Origin of the sequence: Methanosphaera sp. A6 (assembly GCF_001729395.1) — an archaeon.
Lineage (GTDB): Archaea > Methanobacteriota > Methanobacteria > Methanobacteriales > Methanobacteriaceae > Methanosphaera > Methanosphaera stadtmanae.
In genome coordinates this window covers 1-21,890 of record NZ_MAIF01000153.1, presented here as the reverse complement: position 1 = coordinate 21,890, position 21,890 = coordinate 1, and the positions used below count along the sequence as shown (strand labels likewise).

General features: G+C 28.1%; 15 protein-coding genes and 1 pseudogene. 11 read left to right on the top strand and 5 right to left on the bottom strand.

The window, feature by feature from the left end; all coding sequences use genetic code 11:
- The first annotated feature begins 452 nt into the window (after nt 1-452).
- Both A9758_RS06555 and A9758_RS06550 read left to right on the top strand, forming a co-directional pair.
- Nucleotides 453-1,046 (top strand): HEAT repeat domain-containing protein, encoded by a 594-nt coding sequence (locus A9758_RS06555; RefSeq protein ID WP_011405770.1) that lies wholly within the window; start codon nt 453-455, stop codon nt 1,044-1,046.
- Between the two features lie 506 nt (nt 1,047-1,552).
- Nucleotides 1,553-7,663, top strand: coding sequence for a carboxypeptidase-like regulatory domain-containing protein (locus tag A9758_RS06550; protein ID WP_011405771.1), 6,111 nt, complete (start codon nt 1,553-1,555; stop codon nt 7,661-7,663).
- A 131-nt stretch (nt 7,664-7,794) separates the two neighbouring features.
- Here the strand turns inward: A9758_RS06550 and A9758_RS06545 are convergent, their stop codons facing one another.
- Complete coding sequence (locus tag A9758_RS06545; RefSeq protein WP_011405772.1) at nt 7,795-8,619, bottom strand: carbon-nitrogen hydrolase family protein; 825 nt, start codon at nt 8,617-8,619, stop codon at nt 7,795-7,797.
- 573 nt (nt 8,620-9,192) lie between these two features.
- Here A9758_RS06545 and A9758_RS06540 point away from each other — a divergent pair.
- Entirely contained in the window at nt 9,193-9,606 is a 414-nt protein-coding gene (locus A9758_RS06540) for a hypothetical protein (RefSeq protein WP_052273650.1), read from the top strand.
- A 7-nt stretch (nt 9,607-9,613) separates the two neighbouring features.
- Here the strand turns inward: A9758_RS06540 and nucS are convergent, their stop codons facing one another.
- Entirely contained in the window at nt 9,614-10,351 is a 738-nt protein-coding gene (gene nucS, locus A9758_RS06535) for an endonuclease NucS (RefSeq protein WP_255359980.1), read from the bottom strand.
- A 198-nt stretch (nt 10,352-10,549) separates the two neighbouring features.
- On the opposite strand from nucS, the gene A9758_RS06530 reads away from it, so the two are divergent.
- The 4 genes and pseudogenes from A9758_RS06530 (at nt 10,550) to A9758_RS07750 (ending at nt 13,758) form a co-directional block, all read left to right on the top strand.
- Nucleotides 10,550-11,104, top strand: a complete 555-nt coding sequence (locus tag A9758_RS06530; RefSeq protein WP_011405775.1) for a hypothetical protein — start codon at nt 10,550-10,552, stop codon at nt 11,102-11,104.
- Nucleotides 11,105-11,119: 15 nt separating this feature from the next.
- Entirely contained in the window at nt 11,120-12,334 is a 1,215-nt protein-coding gene (locus A9758_RS06525) for a GMC family oxidoreductase N-terminal domain-containing protein (RefSeq protein WP_011405776.1), read from the top strand.
- A gap of 12 nt (nt 12,335-12,346) precedes the next feature.
- Entirely contained in the window at nt 12,347-13,501 is a 1,155-nt protein-coding gene (thiI, locus tag A9758_RS06520; protein ID WP_011405777.1) for a tRNA uracil 4-sulfurtransferase ThiI, read from the top strand.
- A gap of 26 nt (nt 13,502-13,527) precedes the next feature.
- Nucleotides 13,528-13,758 (top strand): annotated as a pseudogene (locus A9758_RS07750) (DUF3781 domain-containing protein).
- Nucleotides 13,759-13,766: 8 nt separating this feature from the next.
- On the opposite strand, the gene A9758_RS06515 reads toward A9758_RS07750, so the two are convergent.
- Nucleotides 13,767-14,924: a VWA domain-containing protein gene (locus A9758_RS06515; protein ID WP_011405778.1), complete on the bottom strand. Its 1,158-nt coding sequence runs from the start codon at nt 14,922-14,924 to the stop codon at nt 13,767-13,769.
- 186 nt (nt 14,925-15,110) lie between these two features.
- On the opposite strand from A9758_RS06515, the gene cfbB reads away from it, so the two are divergent.
- Both cfbB and A9758_RS06505 read left to right on the top strand, forming a co-directional pair.
- A complete protein-coding gene (cfbB, locus tag A9758_RS06510) occupies nt 15,111-16,472 on the top strand; it encodes a Ni-sirohydrochlorin a,c-diamide synthase (protein WP_011405779.1) in 1,362 nt (453 codons plus the stop codon).
- Between the two features lie 52 nt (nt 16,473-16,524).
- Nucleotides 16,525-17,355, top strand: coding sequence for a F420-dependent methylenetetrahydromethanopterin dehydrogenase (locus tag A9758_RS06505; RefSeq protein WP_011405780.1), 831 nt, complete (start codon nt 16,525-16,527; stop codon nt 17,353-17,355).
- A gap of 28 nt (nt 17,356-17,383) precedes the next feature.
- On the opposite strand, the gene hisB is transcribed toward A9758_RS06505, so the two are convergent.
- Complete coding sequence (gene hisB, locus A9758_RS06500; protein ID WP_011405781.1) at nt 17,384-17,965, bottom strand: imidazoleglycerol-phosphate dehydratase HisB; 582 nt, start codon at nt 17,963-17,965, stop codon at nt 17,384-17,386.
- A 22-nt stretch (nt 17,966-17,987) separates the two neighbouring features.
- Nucleotides 17,988-19,538, bottom strand: coding sequence for a flippase (locus A9758_RS06495; protein WP_011405782.1), 1,551 nt, complete (start codon nt 19,536-19,538; stop codon nt 17,988-17,990).
- A gap of 176 nt (nt 19,539-19,714) precedes the next feature.
- Here A9758_RS06495 and A9758_RS06490 point away from each other — a divergent pair, with 176 nt between their 5' ends.
- Together A9758_RS06490 and A9758_RS06485 are read left to right on the top strand one after the other, a co-directional pair.
- Entirely contained in the window at nt 19,715-20,815 is a 1,101-nt protein-coding gene (locus tag A9758_RS06490; RefSeq protein ID WP_011405783.1) for an oligosaccharide repeat unit polymerase family protein, read from the top strand.
- Complete coding sequence (locus A9758_RS06485; RefSeq protein WP_011405784.1) at nt 20,812-21,885, top strand: hypothetical protein; 1,074 nt, start codon at nt 20,812-20,814, stop codon at nt 21,883-21,885. The genes A9758_RS06490 and A9758_RS06485 overlap by 4 nt, the downstream gene beginning before the upstream one ends.
- The last annotated feature ends 5 nt before the right edge of the window (nt 21,886-21,890 follow it).

Here is a 21,890-nt window from a genome sequence, read left to right as displayed (position 1 = left end):
GAAGAGGATAAATTCAATATATGCACAGACTATTAAAAATTCTAGAAAAATACGTGAAGATATTCTAAATAATAAAAAAAATTATTATAAACCAATAATAGAAATATGTGAAAAAACTATACAACCATATCTTAAAAACATAAATAAAATTGTGAATATTCAAAAATAGAAAGGACTAGTAGCCGATTAGAAAATATGTTCCTTAAAATAATGCCAAAACACATAAAAAGAAAAATGAAAACGTTTAAAGGAGCAGAAACACGAGCAAAACTAACACTAGTATTTTGGGATTTAAAAAAATATGAAAAGTTATATTCCACTGAACTTCTAACAGTGACGTTTTATACTCTATTTTTAAGTATTATTATTTATAGATATATAATCAAAGATTAAAACTAAAAGTTACACTGTAGTATTTGGTGTATAATTTTAGTATGGAGTTGTATTTTTTTATGACTGAATTAGATACATTGAAAGAAAACATGACTAGCGAAGACCATGAAGTTCGTCTAGAAGCATGTAAAGAATTAGTAGATTATCCTACAGATGCAATTGATATATTAATCAACACATTCACTGATAAAAATCCTCTTGTAAGATTTCAGGCAGCTAAATCCTTAGCTTCAATAGGTCAAGATTCTATTAAACCATTAATATCTGCACTAAAAAGTGATAATATTTTAGTTCAAAAATATGTTATTTTGGCTCTAAAAGATATTGGTGATGATACTGTAGCAAAAGAACTTATAAATGCTCTTGGTTCTGAGGATTTTGCTATTAGAAAGTTTGCAGCAAAGGCACTTGGGGAAATGGAAGTAAAAAGTGCGGTAGACCCTATTATTGAACTTTTAACTGATGATGATTGGGGTGTTAGAACGTCTGCAACAAAGGCTTTAGGTGATATTAAGGATAAAAAAGCTATTGATCCTATTAAAAAAGCACGAAGGGCAGCAACTGGTGATAAAGACTTTAAAAAGGTTGCAAACAAAGCTCTTAAAAAAATTGATCCTAAACCTAAGAAGAAAAAAGCTAAATCTAAAAAATAATATTACTTTTTTCCTATTTTTCATATTTTTTCTAAAATATCTTATTTTATCCTAACTATAGTGTATGTGTATTTAGTATATGGGGATTGTTTTTCTATAGAATGAAATATTTTTTTATAATTAAGAGCATGTAATAATTCTATTTTGTGTTTTCAACAAGATTTTGTTTTACTATGTTTATAATTATCAAATATTTTGTGTTGTTTTCTATAAGTATATTTAATAAAAAGATATACAATTAATAGGACAAATAATTGTCACATACTTAATTACTGGAAAAAAGAGTATTTGTTGGATACTCATTAAATATTATTATAGTAAAATTTTAGATTATTTTTATAAAAATGATTTATTTTCCATTTTTTTTTGAATTTAAGATTAATATTTCTTTTTTTAGTTATGTTTATATACTTTTAAATTTAATATAATTTCATGGTGTAATTTAAATAGGGATTATATCTGATTATATATGTGTAATATATAATAAAGTAAGAGAGGTGATATTTTTGGTTAATAAACAAGGATTTATGTTTCTTTTTTGTACAGTATTCTTAATATTTGTAGCCTTATCAGCAGTAAATGCAACAAATATTAATGATACACCAACTACTATATCTTCAAATAGTGATATATGTGTAAATAATACAATTAGTATGAATACTTCAAAAGATAAATCCTACTTTAAAAATATAATAAAAAATCAAACAAATAAAAATATAAATAAAGATAATTTAATTAAAGAAAGTAAACAAGTAAATTCAAATAAAACCATAACATCCAACACACAAAAATCAAATACAAATAAAAAATCACTAAAAACTACAAATAACACATTAAATGTAGATACAAATGGTACTGAAACAGCTTATTTTTTTATACATTCAAATGGTGAATTACAAGAAAATATTACAGAAAACGGAAATTCAACTGAATTTGCAGCAAGAAATTATATACCTCAGACATCTTCTGGTGGATCAAGTTTGACATGGGATGGAACAGTGAATATGTCACAGATTATAAATGATTGGCATATTAATAGTGCTTCTACTAACTGGGTAGTTGAAACCAAGGGACAATATGCTCTTAACAAATACATAATCAAAACACCAGATGGTCTTAAAACATTCCTAAAAGTAAATGATACAACTAAATATGTAAGTGAAAAACAATCAAAACAAATACTTAAGAATTTTTATCCTGATATGTACAGTAAATACTATAATAGTTCATATAGAATAATTGAAACAAATTATATTTACTTCCCCTACTCAATAAAAAGAGAAAAATATGATAAATTAATTCACATTGATGGAATTATAATTCCTTACTATGTATTTGAATTAATTCCAGGTCATGATAAAGATCCAATAAATAATATAACAAAAAAACCAAGTACAACCAAAGCAACAATATTAAATTCTACTTATAAAAATAGTAAATTAAATATCACAGTACTTGATGCTAATACAAGTGCAGTAATAAAAAATGGAACTGTATTTGTAACATTACCAAATGGAACAGAAGTAATGGGAGTAACTGACAATAATGGTAACGTAGTAATTCCAGTAGATTTATCTGTTGGTGAATATGAATTACCTGTAACATTTATGGGAAATGAAAATTATACTGTATCTAACACAACAGTATTAATAATTATCCAAAAAATATACACAAACATAAAAGTAGAAGCAACCAATACAAAGGTAAATAAAACAAACATAATCAAAGTAACACTCACAAATGGTAATGGTCTTGTTGGAGAAAAAGTAGTACTAACAATTGATGATAAAAAATACAATTTAATAACCAAAGAAAATGGAGTAGCAACATTTACAACATACTCATCTTCTATTGAAAGAAATAAGGTTTTAGTAACTGTAGAATACTTTGGAAATGAAAATATAGGATATGATTCCTGTATAAACAGTACAGAATTTAATGTAAAAAAATTAAATACAAAAATTACAGTAAATCAGATATCAAATGCAATAATAGGACAGAATATAACATTAACTGGTAATTTAACAGATGAATTTGGACACATAGTTTCTAATGAAAATATAGTACTATGTTTTGAAAAAGATAATAAAAATATTACAGTATCTACGAATTCAAATGGAACATATACATTCACATATAATGTATATAGAGAAGGATCTTTTGATGTAATCATATACTATTATGGAAATACAGCTCTAAATCCAAGTAGTATTGGATTTCATACTTATGTAGTAAAAATAAATACAAATATCACAGTAAATCCAGTGGCAAATACAACAGTAGATAAAAATGTATCAATAAAAGGTACACTCAAAGATGAATTTGGAAATATAATGCCAAATACAAACATTAAAATAAGAATAAATAATGAAACATATCAAGTAACAACCGATGCTCAGGGTGAATATGAATATATATACAAAACAACAATGGAAGATACTCTTGATGTAACTGTAGCATATCATGGTAACAATACACACAATCCAAGTATTATAAAAACATCATTCAATGTACGTAAACTAAATACAACGTTATCTATTATACCAAGTCCACCTTTAAAAGATGGAGATAAAATATATATAATGGGATATTTAGAGGATGAAAATAAAAATCCAATAGCAAATGCAACTATCACAATAACATTTGGAAATAAAGTATATAATGTAACAACTGATGATAAAGGAAAATATACTGCAATTGAAATAGCAAACAGTTCTATTCAACAGGGGGTGGTTGTAGCATATATTGGAGATAACAAATATGCTACCTCATTAAACAAGACAGAATATTATGTTGATAAAATATATACAAAAATATCAGTAAACAATATAGATCAAGTACCAGTAGGTTCAACAGTAACTATAAATGGTACACTTAAAGATGAATTTGGACATATCTTGCCAAATACTCCAATAGAAATAGATATAAATGGTAAAACTATTCAATTTGTTACAGATGAAAATGGAAATTATGCATATAATTATACCATATCTGAAATGAAAAAAGCAAGTGTATCAGTAAGTTATCTTGGAAACAGTACTTATTATTCTTCAGATGCTCAAACAGCAATCACAGTTCGTAAAATAAAAACAACAATAACTCTAGATCCAGTTAGTGATATACCTTATGGAAAAAACATAACAATATCTGGAATTTTAAAAGATGAATTTGGAAAACCACTTTCAAATGTAAACATATCTGTAGTAATAAATGGTGAAGTAAAAAGTAGTAATGTTACAACAGACAACAATGGAAAATATTCAATGAATGTTACTAAATCAAATGTTGGTATAAAAAATATTATAGTATCATATGATGGAAATCTAACACATTATGCATCATCAAACTCTTCATCATTAAATGTAACTACTATAAACACAACCATAACAGTAAATACCACACATAGTGTGAAAATAGGATCTTCAATTATTATAAATGGTGTACTTAAAGATGTATATGGAAATATTTTACCTAATACAGAAGTTATAATAGTTGTTAATGGAAAAGAATACACAATTATGACTAATAATGAAGGATACTATGAAATGCCATATACTACATATATTATAGGTTCAAGATTAGTTCTAGTGAAATACTTGGGAAACAGTACATATAATCCAACAAGTAATCAAACAAACTTCTATGTAAATCCTATAAACACAGCAATAACAGTAAGTACAAATTTAACTAATGGTAGTGTGAAATTTGGTCAAAGTATATTAATCAATGGTACAGTATATGATGAGTTTGGAAATATTCTACCAAATACTGAAGTTTCAATTATTATTGATGAAGAAACATACACAACAACAAGTGATGTTAATGGAAAGTATCAATTCATACGTAAAAGTCAATCAATAGGAATAAAAAAAGTAATTGTTCAATATAATGGAAATTATACTTATAATCCATCATCAAATGAAATATATTATACAGTAATACCATTAAATACTAAAATAGTTATAAATCATGTGGAAGATATAAAAATTGGATCTTCTACATATATTAATGGAACTATATATGATGAATTTGGTAATATATTACCTAATACTGAGTTAAGCTTTTTAGTAAATGATAATTTGGTGTATAATTTATCAGATTCTGAAGGAAACTTTAAATTTAAATATACTCCAGAAACTGCAGGAATAATTAATGTAATAGTGGGATACATTGGAAATTCTACTCATAATCCATCAGCAAACACTACATCATTCAATGTAAATAAAATCAATACAAAATTAACAGTAACTTCTAATAATACTATAGAGATTGGAAAAAATACTTCAATTGAAGGTATACTTAAAGATGAATTTGGTCATGTTTTATCTAACTTCAATATAACACTTAATATTGGTGGTAAATTAGTAAATGTAACAACAAATGAATTTGGATATTATAAAACAACATTCATTCCAACACAAGAAGAAACAATTAGTATAATTGGATTTTATGGTGGTAATGCATTATATAATCAAGTAGAAAATAAAACAATAATCAATGTAACAAAAATCAACACAACCATCAAATTAAATAACATAAAAACTACCACATATGGTAATAATGCACAAATAAGTGGTACATTAACAGATATTTATGGAAACATAATATCTAATGTAAATGTTACTTTAATGATTAATAATCGTCAAGTTATTGTAACTACTGATGAAAAGGGAGTATTTACATACACTTATAAAACAGATTTTGTGGATATAAATGAAGTCCAAGCTATCTATTATGGAAATGATACATATAAAATGAATGGGGATATAAAATATTTCTTTGTAGTTGGTATTGAAACATCAATTTCTATAAATGAAATAAAAAATACTACAATGTCCACACATGTTCTAATCAAGGGTACACTCAAAGATGAATTTGGAAATATCATGGCAAATACAAAAGTAGTTCTTACAGTTAACAATCAAATGGTATCTCTAGTAACAGATGAATTTGGACACTACACATATGATTACATAACAAATGTTCTGGGAACAAATGAGGTATATGTGATATATGAGGGTAACAATTCACATGATTATTCAACTAATGTAACTTCATTTAATGTAAGAAAAATAAGTTCAATTATAGATGTAAATAAAATATCTACAATAGTAATTGGAAATAATGTTACAGTAAATGGTACACTCAAAGATGAGTTTGGAAATAAACTTGTTAACACAACAATATCTCTAAATATTAATGATAAAACAGTTAATGTAACTACTGATAATAATGGTAATTATAAATACACATTCCAAACAAATAAAATAGAAGTAAACACAATAGATGTATCATACTCTGGTAATGATTCATACTTATCTGCAAATACAAGAGTTGCATTTGATGTAAGAAAAATACTAACTGATGTTGATATAAATAATATTTCTGATGTTAAAATCAACTCTAATGTAGTAATAAATGGTACATTATATGATGAATATGGAAATGTAATGAAAAACACTCCAATAAAACTTATCATAAACAACCAAACATACAACATAACAACAGATAACAATGGTAATTACAAATACACATACAAAGTAAATTCATTAAATAACACAGTAGAAGTAGTTTATCTTGGAAATAACACACACGATGCTTCATATGATATAACTTTATTTACAGCAAATAAACTTAAAACAACAGTTACAGTTTATCCTGCAAGTGGTATTATTGGTGAAAACATAACTTTAATTGCTAAAATTACTGATGAATATGGTAACCTTGTAAATGGTGGAAATCTTGTATTTAAACTTAATGGTAAAACATTACGTGAAGATGGAAGCTTTAATAGTACAGCAAATCCACTTAAATTAAAAGTTGAAAATGGTTTTGTAAGATATAATCTACATCTTGACATGTATCTTAGAAATATTAAGAATGTAACTGCATCATACAGTGGATCATACATCTATGAAAGTGCAAGAGCACAAGAGGCTACTGTAATAGTTGGAAAACGTATGACACAATTAAATGTTACAACATCAACTACAACAGTAAAACAAAATACAAACATAACATTCACAGTAAAAATAGCTGATATAACACCAAATGCAGAAAACAGAACAATAAATACTGGACGTGTGATTTTTAAAATAAATGGTAAAACCATAAAAGATGATGATGGTAACATAGTCTTTAGTGATATAATAAATAACACTGCAACTTACACATACCACATACCACAAGGTATGGCATCTGTAGATAAAAACAATACTTTAAGAAACTACACAGTAGAAGCAGTATATGCTGATAAAATATATCAAGAAACAAAAAACACCACAGTATTCCATGTTGAAAAATCAGATATTTCAATCGATATAAACAATGTATCAGTATCAAAAACAGATAAAACAATGAATGTAACTGCTAAAATACTTGACTATCAAGGAAATTTCGTAGTAGGAACAAATAAAATTTGTCTAAAAGTTAATGGTGTAACTTTAAAAGATGAAAATAATCAAACAATCTACTACACAATTAATAATGGAGTTATAGATCTTAAAAACATCATTATTCCTGTTAAAAATGTTAATAACATTACAATAGTAACAGGTGATAGACAAGCATATAACAGTGGATGTAATACAACTGATGTTATATTCATAAAAGAATAATTAAAGTATTTCTTTAATTTATTCTTCTTTTTCTAAAAAAAAGTTAAATTCTATTTCTTAAATAAAAATTTAAATAAAAATAGTTTATTTTAAAGTTTAAAAGAGAATCTATTTTTTAAAACTATTCATTCTTATTTTAATATTGTGTCATAAATATCATTTCTTCTATTGGTAAGTACTGGGATTTGATTACGAACAGAGCTAAGTGATGATTGTGTAATATTAGCATATAGTATTTCTTCATTTTCATGGGCCTTAGCAATGATTTTACCCCAGGGATTAACTATCATTGAATGGCCCCATGCAACATAGTATGGATTTTCTATTTGACTTGGACTTGTTGCAACAACATAGCATTGATTATCAATTGCCCTGGCTTTAATTAAAGTCTCCCAATGAAGTGGGCCTGTTGTTTTATTGAATGCTCCAGGAAGTAGTATAATATCACTGTTGTTTTTATTCATTAATGTCCATAATTCTGGAAAACGTATATCATAACATATTGCAATGGATATGTTAGCAAGGGGTGTTTTAATTGTTGTAACTGAGTCTCCAGGTGTGAGTGTATCAGACTCAGTAAATTTCATATTATCTGTATCAATATCAAACATGTGCATTTTTCTATGTTTTCCTATTATTTTTCCTTTAGGATTTATAAGATAAGCTGTGTTATATAAGTGGTTACTTTCTTTTTCTGGTATTGATCCTGATTGTAGATAAATATTTTCCTCTCTAGCTATATCTTGCATAGAATTTAGGGTTTTACTCGTGGTTTCCTCTTCACAATACTCAATAAATTTACTATTATCATATGGTGTATTAAACATTTCAGGTAGTGTTATAAGTTTAGCTCCATTAGATGAGGCTTTTTTAATTAACTGGATTGCATGTTCTATATTAGTATCTTTATTATCAACAACATTCATTTGACAAGTAGCTATTTTAAAATCTTTCATTAATATACACCTCTTTAATTAATAATTTAGCTTATTTTAATATAAACTTTTTTTTAGTCCATTGATTTAATTTTATCAGGATTTAAAACTATATTCTTATTATATTGTTAAAATTACTTTTTAGTAGATATTTATATTTGGTGTTTATTTTTGTGAAAAAAGGTTATTATATACTAATTACTTATTTAATAATTTATGAATATATTGCTTTGATAAGAGGGAAGTTTTAGTTATGAAAACTAGGGATTGAAATAAGTTATTATGAAATAGTACATTCACAACATGGAAACTATAATAAAAATAAATTATCTAAAATTAGTAATACATATTTACAATAGTGATAGAAGAGTAAAAAAAATTTTAAAAAGATATCTTCTACAAAGCCTAAAATTAAATACTTTAAAAATATAATGATTTATAATTGTATGTCCTATGAAAATAAAATAAGAAGGTATTTTTCATAAAATAATAAAAAAAAATATAGTTCTAAACTATAAAAAATATATATCAAAGGAGTTAATAGTAAATTATTAATGTAAATAAAAAAAAGGTATAATTAAAGGAGGAACTATCATGTTAGATTTATTTCCAGAGGATGATATGACAACATGGAAGTTATTTATATCATATCCTAAGGATTGTCAAGATTATAATATATTTATGAAAAGATTAGAATCATCTACCGAAGCATTTAAATGGAGTGATGTTACAAAGATAGGTGATGGATTTGTTGATGCAATTGATAAATCTGATGCACTTATTGTTTTATCAGGTTTATGGGATGATGATAAAGAATTAATTGAAAAACATATTAAGTATGCAAAGGGTTTTAGAAAACCAATTATAATTATAAGACCATATGGGGTAGAAGAAATTCCTGAACCATTACAAGATGTTGCAACAAAGGTTGTTGGATGGAATACTGCATGTATTGTTGATGCAATACTACTTAGTATCAATGGGGAAGATTATGAATTTTTAATGTAATCTTCCCTTAGAAGAATGAATCTAGAGTTGATGCTTTTTTTGTTAGTAAATCCTTTGGTGGATTTAGTGGTATGAATTCCATTTGTAATGATTTGAGAAGTTCCAAGGCATTGTCTGTTATGTCAGGTGCTACAATTATTCCACGAACAAATTCTTTATTATCCATGAAACATTCAACATATCCTTTCAATTGTTTCACAGCATTCGTACCAGCTTTTCTACTTTTAAATTCAAGTATCATTAGTTTTTCATCTTTATCAGTTCCCATTAAATCAATAAATCCATTTTCTGTCTGATATTCTCGTCTTGTTGGTCTAAATCCCTTTTCTATTAATTCTGGTTTTTCCCATGCAAGATCAACCATGTGTTTTTCATATCCTCTTATTTCAAGATTTTTAGTATCAACACAGTTGTAGTATGTTGCACAGTAGACTGTATCTAGGTAGACTGTTATTTCTTCATCAGGCTTTGTTTTTATACTTTGTAGTATTATTTGATTCTCTTTTAGACTAACTTTATTTTTACATCCAGGAGCTTGCCAGTTTACTGGATCTAGGTTTAGTTCTTGGTGTATTGTAAATGTTCCATCTTTTTTTATTAATATTAATCTATCACCTTTGTCTAATCTGCTACGTGCTCGTCCTTCATACTCTACATGACATTGAGCAAGGATGATAATCATTGATTTTTTATTAAATCCGTCTTTAATAAGTTCATATGCCTCTTGTGTACTTGGATTTTCTATTGTTTTATATTTAATTTATAATCCCTTCTAGTAAATTCTTTTATTATATATCTTATATTTGGATAAAACTATTTAAATTAATATTTTTATATATAGTATGTATGGAATATGAATATTTAGTTTCATAGGTATTCCGTATTAACAATTGTTATATTTTTTTTTAACAATAAAATGCTTAAAATAGGGGAATAAAAAAATATGTCTTCTTTTAATTTTCTAGGAAAATTCGGAATTGTTATAATATCAGCAATACTTGCACTAATACTAGCAAGAATAGGAATAAGTTATCTTGTAATACTAATAGCTATAGGTTTTATAATAGCATTAATTACAAAAAGTAAAGCTTATGCAGTACTAACGGGCCTTTTATACACTGTTATAAGTTATATCTTATCGTATCCTGCTGGATTGTTCCTAGTGGATTATATGCCAACAACCAATGTTACTATTCCAATAGACACAATAACAGTAGGTATTGATTTATTAATGGGAGTTTTAATACCTGCTATAGCAGCAGTAGTACTATGTGGATTACCAGCAATAATTGGAGTAAATATTGCAGAATATATTCACAAACCAACTACTCAACCACAAAAGGAAGAACACCATTATAAAGTCATGGATAACTTCAATCAAGTACATAAAAAAGTAAATAAAAAACAAGTTGAAGCAGATATACTTCGACAAACACCTATTCAAAAAGCTAAAAATAGAAAGAAAAAAGAAAAACAAAAAGAAGATTATAAAAAATAAGATAATGGTGATATAATGAGTGACGTGATTATTGTAGGAGCAGGAACTGGAGGATTAAGTGTAGCAAGAGAATTGTCTAAAAATCCTGACGTGAACATCACAATAATAGAAAAAGGACCCAAAACAACACCTGGTGAATCATATAAATTCTATGATCCATGGGATAAAAATGAACTAGAATTAATAAAAACCACATGTGTAGGTGGATCATCACTAGTAATAGCAGGAAATTATGTTCCAGCATTAGTTGATGAATTAAAAGAATTTGACATAGATATAACACCACAACTAAAACAATTAGAAGAAGAAATACAAATTCAAACAATGCCTAAATCACATGAAGGAAAGATAAACAAACTTCTAGCAGATGCTGCAAGGGAATTAGGATTAGAGATGCAACCAATGCCAAAGGGAATAAATCCAGAAAAATGTATAATATGTGGAAAATGTGCATGGGGGTGTCCTAATGGTGCAAAATGGAGTAGTTTAGAAGATCTTAAGGTAGCACAATCCAATGGGGCAAAATTAATTACAGATGAAGGAGTAATTAATCTCATAGTGGAAGATAATAAAATAAAAGGAGTTGTAACTGATAAGGCAAATACATACTATGCAGATGTGGTAGTGCTTGCAGCAGGTGGAATAGTAACTCCAAAATTACTCAGAATTGCCGGTATAAAAGCAGGAGAAACACTGGCTGTAGATCCATTTGTAACAATAGGTGGATATTATAAAGGAGCACAACAAGATAATGAAATACAAATGAACAAATTCATAAAACTACCACACATAGTAATAGCTTCACACACAAGTCAATTCCTACTACCAAAAATACAAGAAACACATCCTGATGCAACAAGTGATGATATAATAAGTTTCATGGTAAAAGTACCAGATAACACCAAAGGATATGTCTATGCAAATGAAGTAGTAAAAGGAATAGACTTTGAAGATGCATCATTAATAGCAAGAGGTTGTGGAATAGCTGCATCAATTCTTGTAAAAGCTGGGGCAGACATAGAAAGTATCTCTTCAACACATGTAAGGGGAGCACACCTAATATCCTCAGCAAGAATAGGAGACATAGTAGATAGTAATCTAGAAACAGAAATAGAAAACTTATATGTTGGAGATGGATGTGTACTTCCAGAAGCACCAGGACTACCACCAATATATACAATACTAGCACTATCAAGAAGACTTGGACAATACTTAGCACAAAAATTATGATGAGGGAAAATAATGGAATACTTTGTAAGATATGGTGAAATTGGAATTAAAAGTCCTAAAATAAGACATAAATTCGAAAAAAGATTAATGGATAATATAAAATCAGAACTTGAATGTGAATTTGAAAATAATCAGGGAAGATTAACACTTAAAACAGAAGAAACTAATGAGAAAGTAGCAGATGTACTCTCAAGAGTGTTTGGAATAGTATCATACAGTCCAATAACACAAACAATAACAGATAAAGAAAAAATAAGTGAATTAATTCATGAAATAATACCAAAAGTAATAGATGAAGGAAAATTTAATCCCCAAAAAGATACATTTGCAGTAAAATGTAGAAGGGTGGGAAATCATGACTTTTCAAGTCAAGAAATGGCAGGATACTGTGGATCTGTAGTTATAGATATAACAAATGCAAAAGTAGATCTGTCAAATCCAGACTTTACATTGTATGTGGAAATACGTGAAAATAAAACATACATGTTTACAGAAAAAATACCTGGACTTGGAGGATTACCTGTAGGATCACAGGGTTCAGTTGTATGTCTTATATCAAGTGGAATAGACTCACCAGTTGCTTCATTCCAAATGCTTAAAAGGGGATGTAAAATAATATTACTTCACTGTGATAACAATCCATACACAAAAAACACAATAGAAAAGGTTAAAAAACAAGCACAAAGACTACAAAGATACTCTGTAGGAGTAAAAGTTAAATTATACACAATAAACTTTGGACAATACCTTGAACATGTAATAAAACAAGCACCACCACGTATGACTTGTGTGTTATGTAAGAGTGGGATGTATCAAACAGCAGCACAACTTGCTAAATTTAATCATGCAAATGCAATAGCAGATGGAAGTAGTATTGGACAAGTAGCATCACAAACCCTAAGAAATATAGAAGCAACACGATATAAATGTAGAATGCCAATATTTAGTCCATTAATAAGTCTTGATAAAATAGAAATAGAAGCTATAGCTAAAACAATTGGAACATATGAAACATCAATAATTCCTGATGGTGGATGTAGTGCAGTACCAAAATATCCAGAAACAAATGCAGAATTAGATGTTGTAAATAATGTAATTGATGATATTAATCAAAAGGATGTTCTTGAAGAAGTATGGAACACATTTACAAAAATAGATATAGATTGAATATCTATTTTTATACATTTTTTTGGGTGTTAACTTGTAATCTACTTAAAAATATAGATAAAGTACATACAACAGAGTTAGGAATTAAATATATTAAGAAAAATATTGATGTAAAGACGCATAGAGTACTGTAAAAATAAAATAGTAAGTAATGCAAAAATAACACGTAAAGGTAAAAACTATTATACTGAGTTGATAATATTATAATAACAGTTAATGCTTCAAGTTTTACAATAATTACTGCACATCCATTATAAGATTTTTTTTATAGATTTGTAATTAAATTTGCAAGATTTTCCAGATTTTTAATTTCATACACCTTAGCACCAGCATTTTGGTAGTCTTTTACACAACTTGTAGGTGTATTCCAACGTTTTTTATTTTCAGGATTAAATATAAGTACTTTTGAACTTTTTTGAACTATTTGTTTTAGTATTTGGGCACTCTCCAGAACACCTTCTTCTCTTTTTCCTCTCCAATCCCTACAATCTGTTAGTATAATTACAACAGTCTTGTGATTTAGTGGTGCATCCTTTAGAAATTCTTTGAATGATTTTGCCATATCAGACTGTCCATGTATCATTCCACGTCTTAATCTTTGGGCTGTGATATTCTGGTAGGTTTCATAGTATGATTCACTATTTAAGTATGATGTCGTGTTGATAATGGAGTTATCAAATTCATAACTGTATATTTTATTGAATGATTTTTGACAACCATATATTATTGAAAAAAACCAACTACTTATCCAATCACAGGAACCACTAACATCACTTAGAAATACGTGTTTATTCTTACGTACTGGGGGTTTTGATTGGTATAATTTAATTAATTTACCACCATTTTTAAGATTTCTTCGTATTGTTTTTGGCATATCTATTGTTTTAGCATTTTTTAGTTTTCGTCTTTTTGATCGTCTATTTGCTATTTTATCTCCTAATTTTCTGCAAAGATCAAGAATTCTTTCATCAAATGAGTTAAGATGACTAATATCAGTTTTCAGTATGTCTTTTTCATGTATTCTTTTTTGTTGTAGTGTTTCTGGATTAAAATCTGGAGGTAACATCTTCTCAAGTGATAAGGGTTGTGATGATTCAATAGTGTTATCTGGAAGACTCATAATATCCTCATATTCAACTGATTTATCATCATTTTTACCATTGTATGGCATATCTTCAAGTACTTGACCTTTGGCATCATCAACATCTATAAATAAGTCATTAAAAACCTTATCAAACTTTTGATTATCGTGATGATCCTTGATATAAACACTTTTTAGTGCAGTTTGAAGATTTGTCAGACTTGTTGTACCTTTAAGTAGGTTCCATACATCACATGCAGTTTTTGTACTTCTTATACTAACTTGCATACCTTCTTCACGTAATTGATTTGATAATGCAATGATTCTTTTATTGTCTGTCATAATATTTTATCCTATTATAGATACTTATCATATAATTTCATTATTTTAATTTCATTCCTATTTTATTTTTCTTATTTTTTTCTAAAAATCTATATCTTATTAATTTAAAATATAATTATAATAAGTATTAAAATAAAATGGATATGATATTTTTTTTTAGTTTTATTTCTCAAGTAGGTTATTTATATGAAAAGAGTAGTATTGACAGGAACAGGAAGTGGTGTTGGTAAGACAACCATAGCCACTGGTATTATGAAGGCATTATCTGATGAACATAAAATACAACCATTTAAGGTAGGTCCAGATTATATTGATCCTTCATATCATAATTGTGCAACGGGAGTTTCTTCTCGTAATTTAGATTCATTTTTCATGTCTGATGGACAGATAAGACAATCCTTCAAAAATGGAATGACATCATCCCATGCAGATTATGGAATTATTGAGGGAGTTAGAGGGTTATATGAGGGAATAAGTCCTACTAATGATATAGGAAGTACTTCTTCAATTGCAAAAGCACTTAATTCTCCAGTAATATTGATAATAAATAGTCGTAGTCTTGTTAGAAGTGCAGCAGCAATGACTCTTGGATTTAAGGCACTAGATTCACGGATAGATATTGAAGGAGTAATCTTAAACAATGTTAAAAGTCAAAAACATTACTTAAAAACAAAGGAAGCAGTTGAAAAACTAGCAAATACTCGTGTTCTTGGAGGTATTGAGAGGGATAATTCCATATCAATGGAACAAAGACATCTTGGACTGATACCTGCCGTGGAACAAGAACGTATATCTGGACTTGTAGAGAAATGGGGAGAATTAATAAGGGAAAATATTGATCTTGATGCATTAATGGAGATAATGGATAATTCTAATCCAATAATTAATGAATATGAACCAATATGGTCACCTAATAAAACAAAACATAAAACAAGAATAGCTGTTCCATTTGATGAAGCCTTTAACTTCTATTATAAGGAAAATCTTGAAGCACTAGAATATAACAATGCTAAAATAGAATACTTCAGTCCAATACATGATGAACAATTACCATCTGTTGATGCATTGTATATTGGTGGAGGATATCCTGAAATATTTAAGAAGGAATTATCAAAAAATACTACAATGCTTGAATCAATAAAAGAATTTTCACAAGATAATCATCCAATATATGCTGAATGTGGAGGACTCATGTATCTGTGTAAAACAATAGATTCTCTACCTATGGTTGATGTATTTCCTTATCATTCAATGTTAACAAAAAGGGTACAGGGACTAAGCTATACAATAGCACATGTTCAAAGGGATAATCCAATACTAAAGAAAAATACAACATATCATGGACATGAATTCCATTATTCTAAGGTAGAATACACAGGCTCAAATTCAAATGACTTTGCATTTAGTATGAGACGTGGTGTTGGAATAACAGGTAAATATGATGGATTACTAAAAAATAACACATTGGCAAGTTATATTCACACCCATACTGCATGTTTACCAGATTTTGGATATAATTTTACACAGTCTGCATATGAAAATAAATAAAATAATATAAAAAAAATAAGTATAGAATTTATGTAATAATAAGAGTGAAATCATGGTAGTAAAAATAGGAATTGTAAAAGTTGGTAACATAGGAACATCTGTATTAATAGACATGATATTAGATGAAAGAGCAGATAGGGAAGATATTGATGTGAGAACAATAAGTTCTGGAGCTAAAATGGGTAAAAATCAGATGGATGATGTTTTACCAAAGATTGATGAGTATAATCCAGATGTTATTATATTTATTAGTCCAGATCCTGGAGCTAAATCCCCATCCTCTGCAAGAGAAACACTATCTAAAAAGAATATTCCAACAATTGTAATTGGTGATGGACCAGGGGAACGTGCAATTGGTTCTATGAAGGAACAAGGTCTTGGATATATTATAGTAAAGGCTGATTCAATGATTGGAGCAAGAAGAGAATTTTTGGATGCTACAGAAATGGCAGTATTTAATTCTGATGTCTTGATGGTACTCTCAACAACTGGTGTATTTAGATTAATTCATAAAACATTAGATAAAGTAATACGGGATATTGATGAAGATAAATTATATTCACTACCAGAACTTGTTATTACTGCGGAAAATGCTGTGGATGCAGCTGACTTTAAAAATCCATATGCTAAAAGTAAAGCTATTGCAGCATATTCCATTGCATGTCAGGTATCTTCTATGAATGTAAGAGCTTGTTTTAAAACAAAGGATTATCATGTTTATATTCCACTTGTAAGTGCTGCTCATGAAATGATGTCTGCAGCATCAAAACTTGCATATGAAGCAAGAGAAATAGAAAAAAGTAATGATACTGTTGTTAGAACAGCTCATAGAAGAAATGGATCCATATTATATGGGACTTCGTTAAATGATAATAAAGAATAGATACTTATAATAAAGTGTAGGGAAAGTTCTATAATTTTCCCTTTGTACTTAATATTTGATTATGTGTGATTTTTGTAGCATCATTTAAGCTACGTGCTAAGGCTTTAAATATAACCTCACATATATGATGATCATTTTCACCTTCAGCTTTTATATTGATATTCATTTGACTTGTCATTGCAAAGGATTCAAAGAAGTGTTTAATATTTTGGGAGGTAACATCTCCAATGTACTGATATTGGAAAGTAGCATTAAATACAGTGTAGCTACGTCCACTAATATCAACTGCTACAGTTGATAGTGATTCATCCATTGGTACTATGGAATAACCCATTCTATTTATTCCACGTTTATCGCCAAGAGCTTCTCTAAAACATTTTCCAAGCAATAGTCCTGTATCTTCTATGGTATGATGATCATCTACTTCAATATCTCCATCTACATTTATTTCTAAGTCAAAAAATCCATGACGACTAAATGATTCTAGCATATGATCAAAGAATTTAAGACCTGTGTCAATGTGACTTTCACCATTTCCATCTATGTTTAATTTTATTTTTATGTCTGTTTCACGTGTTTTTCTAGTTAGTTCTACTTTTCGATTATTCATTACATATTCCCCAGTGTCATGTTTATTTATATATTAAGTCGTGTTTTTCTATAAATTTTACTATTTTTTCTATATATGGTTTAATGAATTTTATTTTATAAAGATATGCTGTGAAAAAATCAATATCTCTTTTGGAGAGTGCTCTAAGAAGTATTAATGATAACACATAGATTACACATCCTACAACACAACCAATTATAGATCCAATTATTGTTTTTGGAATTATAATACAAGCTATTGTTAAAATAATATTACTTATAATGATCATAAGAATATTCTTCCATGGGATTGATATTCTCGTATTTCTTATAACACAGTATAATATTACAATCATCAATATACATGTGGCGATGGTAGTTGCAATTGCTGCACCAACAATACCAATTGATTTTACAAATAACACATTCAATGTAATATTCATTATAATACCAACAATCAATATATACATTGGAAGTTTAGGCTGTCCTGTTCCCTGCAATATACTACTACAAATCATGTAGATACTGTAGAATGACATTCCAATAACAAGAATACTTAAAACATCTGAACTTGGAATGTAGGTATGTCCAAATAATATAATTAAAATAGGACAACTAAATACACTAATAAGAATACACATTGGAACAACAGTTAAAATACCATATCTTAAACAATCAACAACATACTCCTGTAAAAGACTTCTATTACCCAATGCATATGCTTCAGAAGCAGCTGGAAGTAGTACTGTTGATATTGAAAGTGAAATTATAAGAGGTATTCTAGATATTGGATCTGCTGCATTGTAATATCCCACATCTGTAGATAACATGAATATACCAATAATAATAGTACCAACATCATAAATAGCCATTTCTGAAAGGGCAGTGATTGCAACAGGAATAGCAAAACATATAAGCTTCCAAAGAAGAGATAATTCTTCATGAAATGTTAAATCAAGTGAATCTTCAGTTTTAAATATGGGATCAATATATTTCTTATATAAAAATACAGCTGTAATAGCAGATATTATAAATCCAAAGGCACTACCTAAAACAGCACCCATAGCATACATACCAAAGTATACAAAGATACATGCAAAAACAATGGTTGATACCTGTTCTGCCATTCTATTATAAACAGTGTACTCATTTTTATATGTTCCCTGAAATGCTCCACGCATAGAACCTACAACAACACTAAATGGTGTGATTAAACACACTGCTCTAAGAGGCCATACAACAAGTGGTTTGCGAAAAATGTTATTTGCAATAAAATCTGATGAAAATAACAACACAATACTAAGCAAAATAGCCATAAGTATCATAAACTTAGTTGATGTAATTATAATTTGTCTAGAAAGTGCTTTTTCATCTTTAGCATTGTATTGGGCAACATATTTTGATATGGCAGGGGGTAATCCTCCAGCAGACAGTATTTGAAAGATTCCTTGAAAAGGAAGTGTTAGACCATATAATCCATATCCTTCTGGACCTAACATTCTACTCATAAGTAGTCTGTTAATATATCCTCCAACACGAAATAATAAATTACCAATTAATAGAATAAAACTACTTTTGAGAACTTTATTTGCCATTATTTCATATCCATTTTAAATATTAATTGTATACTTCTATATAATGTCTTATTTTCATATACTCTATTTTTCTAAAAATAAAATAAAATGTTTATATCAGTTTATAGAAATATACATACTAGTATATTATTTAGTATTTATACAAGTACATCTTTTAACTTTTTATGGTCGATATTATGAATTATAAGAATTTTGATATTTTTTCACCAATAATCGTAGTTTTATTGGTTATTTTGTATTTAGTTTTTTCATTTGTAGCATTTAATTATCATCTGAAAGAATTAGTCGGTATAAATACTAATACGATAGGAATTATATTTTTAGGATTAATGGCATATATTATAGGAATGATTTCTATAAAATACTTGCTAAAAAATAGAAAATTATCTATTAAAGAGGAAAAGCTTGAGAAAATAACTTCAGAAAAGATAATATTATCTTGTGTAATACTTGGAATATTATTACAAATTATAAATATGATCTATCTTGGAGGAATTCCATTATTTAGTGGATACTTAAAGGCACATGCTGCAACAAGAATATGGCTTTTATCTTATCTGTTATTTTTACCTTCAATTAACATATTACTGGCAAAGTATCATGATAGAAGATATTATATACTATTTATAGTGGGATTGTTATTATTTGTATGTACAGGTTATCGTACAACAGCAATAGCAATAGTACTGAGTGTATTAATCACTATTTACTATACAAGAAATCTTCCCTGGAAATACTTGTTTATTGCACTAGTAGCAATATTCATATTACTGTTGGTTGTAGGATATGTGGCAGTACAATCTATTGAATGGCAAACATGGACATTAAATCCATTGGAATTACTCTTTTATAGAGCAGGATACACTCTTCAAGTATTAGATCATGCAGTATTACTACAGGGAAGTACACATGGACAATTACTCTATAATACTTTAATGGGATTTTTCAAATCATCAGATCCTAGAGTTATAGTGGGTTTAACAACACTAGGATATGCTCATTCAACAACATCTATGATATTTGGACCAGCATTACTTGACTTTGGATTATATGCAATGCTTATTCAAATGTTTATAATAGGGGGACTAATGAATATATTATACTATATACAAAGAAGTCTTGGAGGAATATATGTAGCATTATATGCAATGTTAATTGCCCATGTAATAATATGGATTGAAACAGGACCAACAGATTTAGTAATAATATTGTTCTTTGTAATATCAATAATAATTACAATTTATACAATAACCATTGAAAAGGAGGGGAATAAATGAATATAGCATTAGTAGCAGAAACAGCTCCAGCAAAAACTTTAATTCCAATTATAGAAAAATTGGATGATGATGAAATAATATCATTAACACATGATACTGGAGCAATGGAATTATTATCCCCTTACAGTGTGGATATAAAGGCAATTGGTGAAAGCAGAAAGAACACATCTGTAAAAAGAAGTAACTTCACAATTGGAAGATTAGTACTACAAGATACATATAAAACATACAAGGCATTAAAAAATTCAGATACAGATCTTGTTATAACATGTGGAAATTCAGGGGATGTGAGAAAGGGAATTCTTGCAGCAAAAAAATTAGATATTCCAGTATTACACATGGAACAAGATATTTATAATCCTATTGAAATGATTGCATATGCTAATTTAATTACTGTTCCAAATAATGTTGCTCAGAAGAATTTAAAGAAAATGTATGGTATAAAAAATACATTTAATATTAGGGGATATCCTCAGGCTGAATATGTCAATAGAATGGAACTTGAATCTAAAGAAGAAATATATGAAAAATATGGTGTTGATGACTTCTATGTATTGTTTTTAGGTGGAGATACACGTGCAACAGACATACCTGATATTATATCAGAGATTCAAAAACTTGATAAAACAATACTAATAGTTCCATATCGTTTTGATGTAAAATATATTAGTAAATTAATAACAAGACGTAATGTTTATGTGATTGATGGATTTGTTGATCTTCTAAGTTTAATGAAAGCATCACAGGGTGTAATATACTGTGCAGGTATGGGTGTTACAATAGAAGTTGGAGCTCTGTCAATTCCAGCAATTAAATTGTTAGGTTTTCACAGACAACATGCAAGTAATGATTTAGCAAGAAAACTTGGAATAACTGTTGTATCAGAATATGATATTGCCTCATCAATTGATTCAATGAAACAGCCTAATGGAGAACGTCTCGTGAAAAATGGTTATAAGGCTAGTTTAAAGGTAGCTGAACTTATTCATGAAATGAAAATCTTCACTAAAGATCCTGGTGGACTAAGTTCCATGAAAAAGATTTGGAATCAACGAAAAAAATACAGATAATTCTT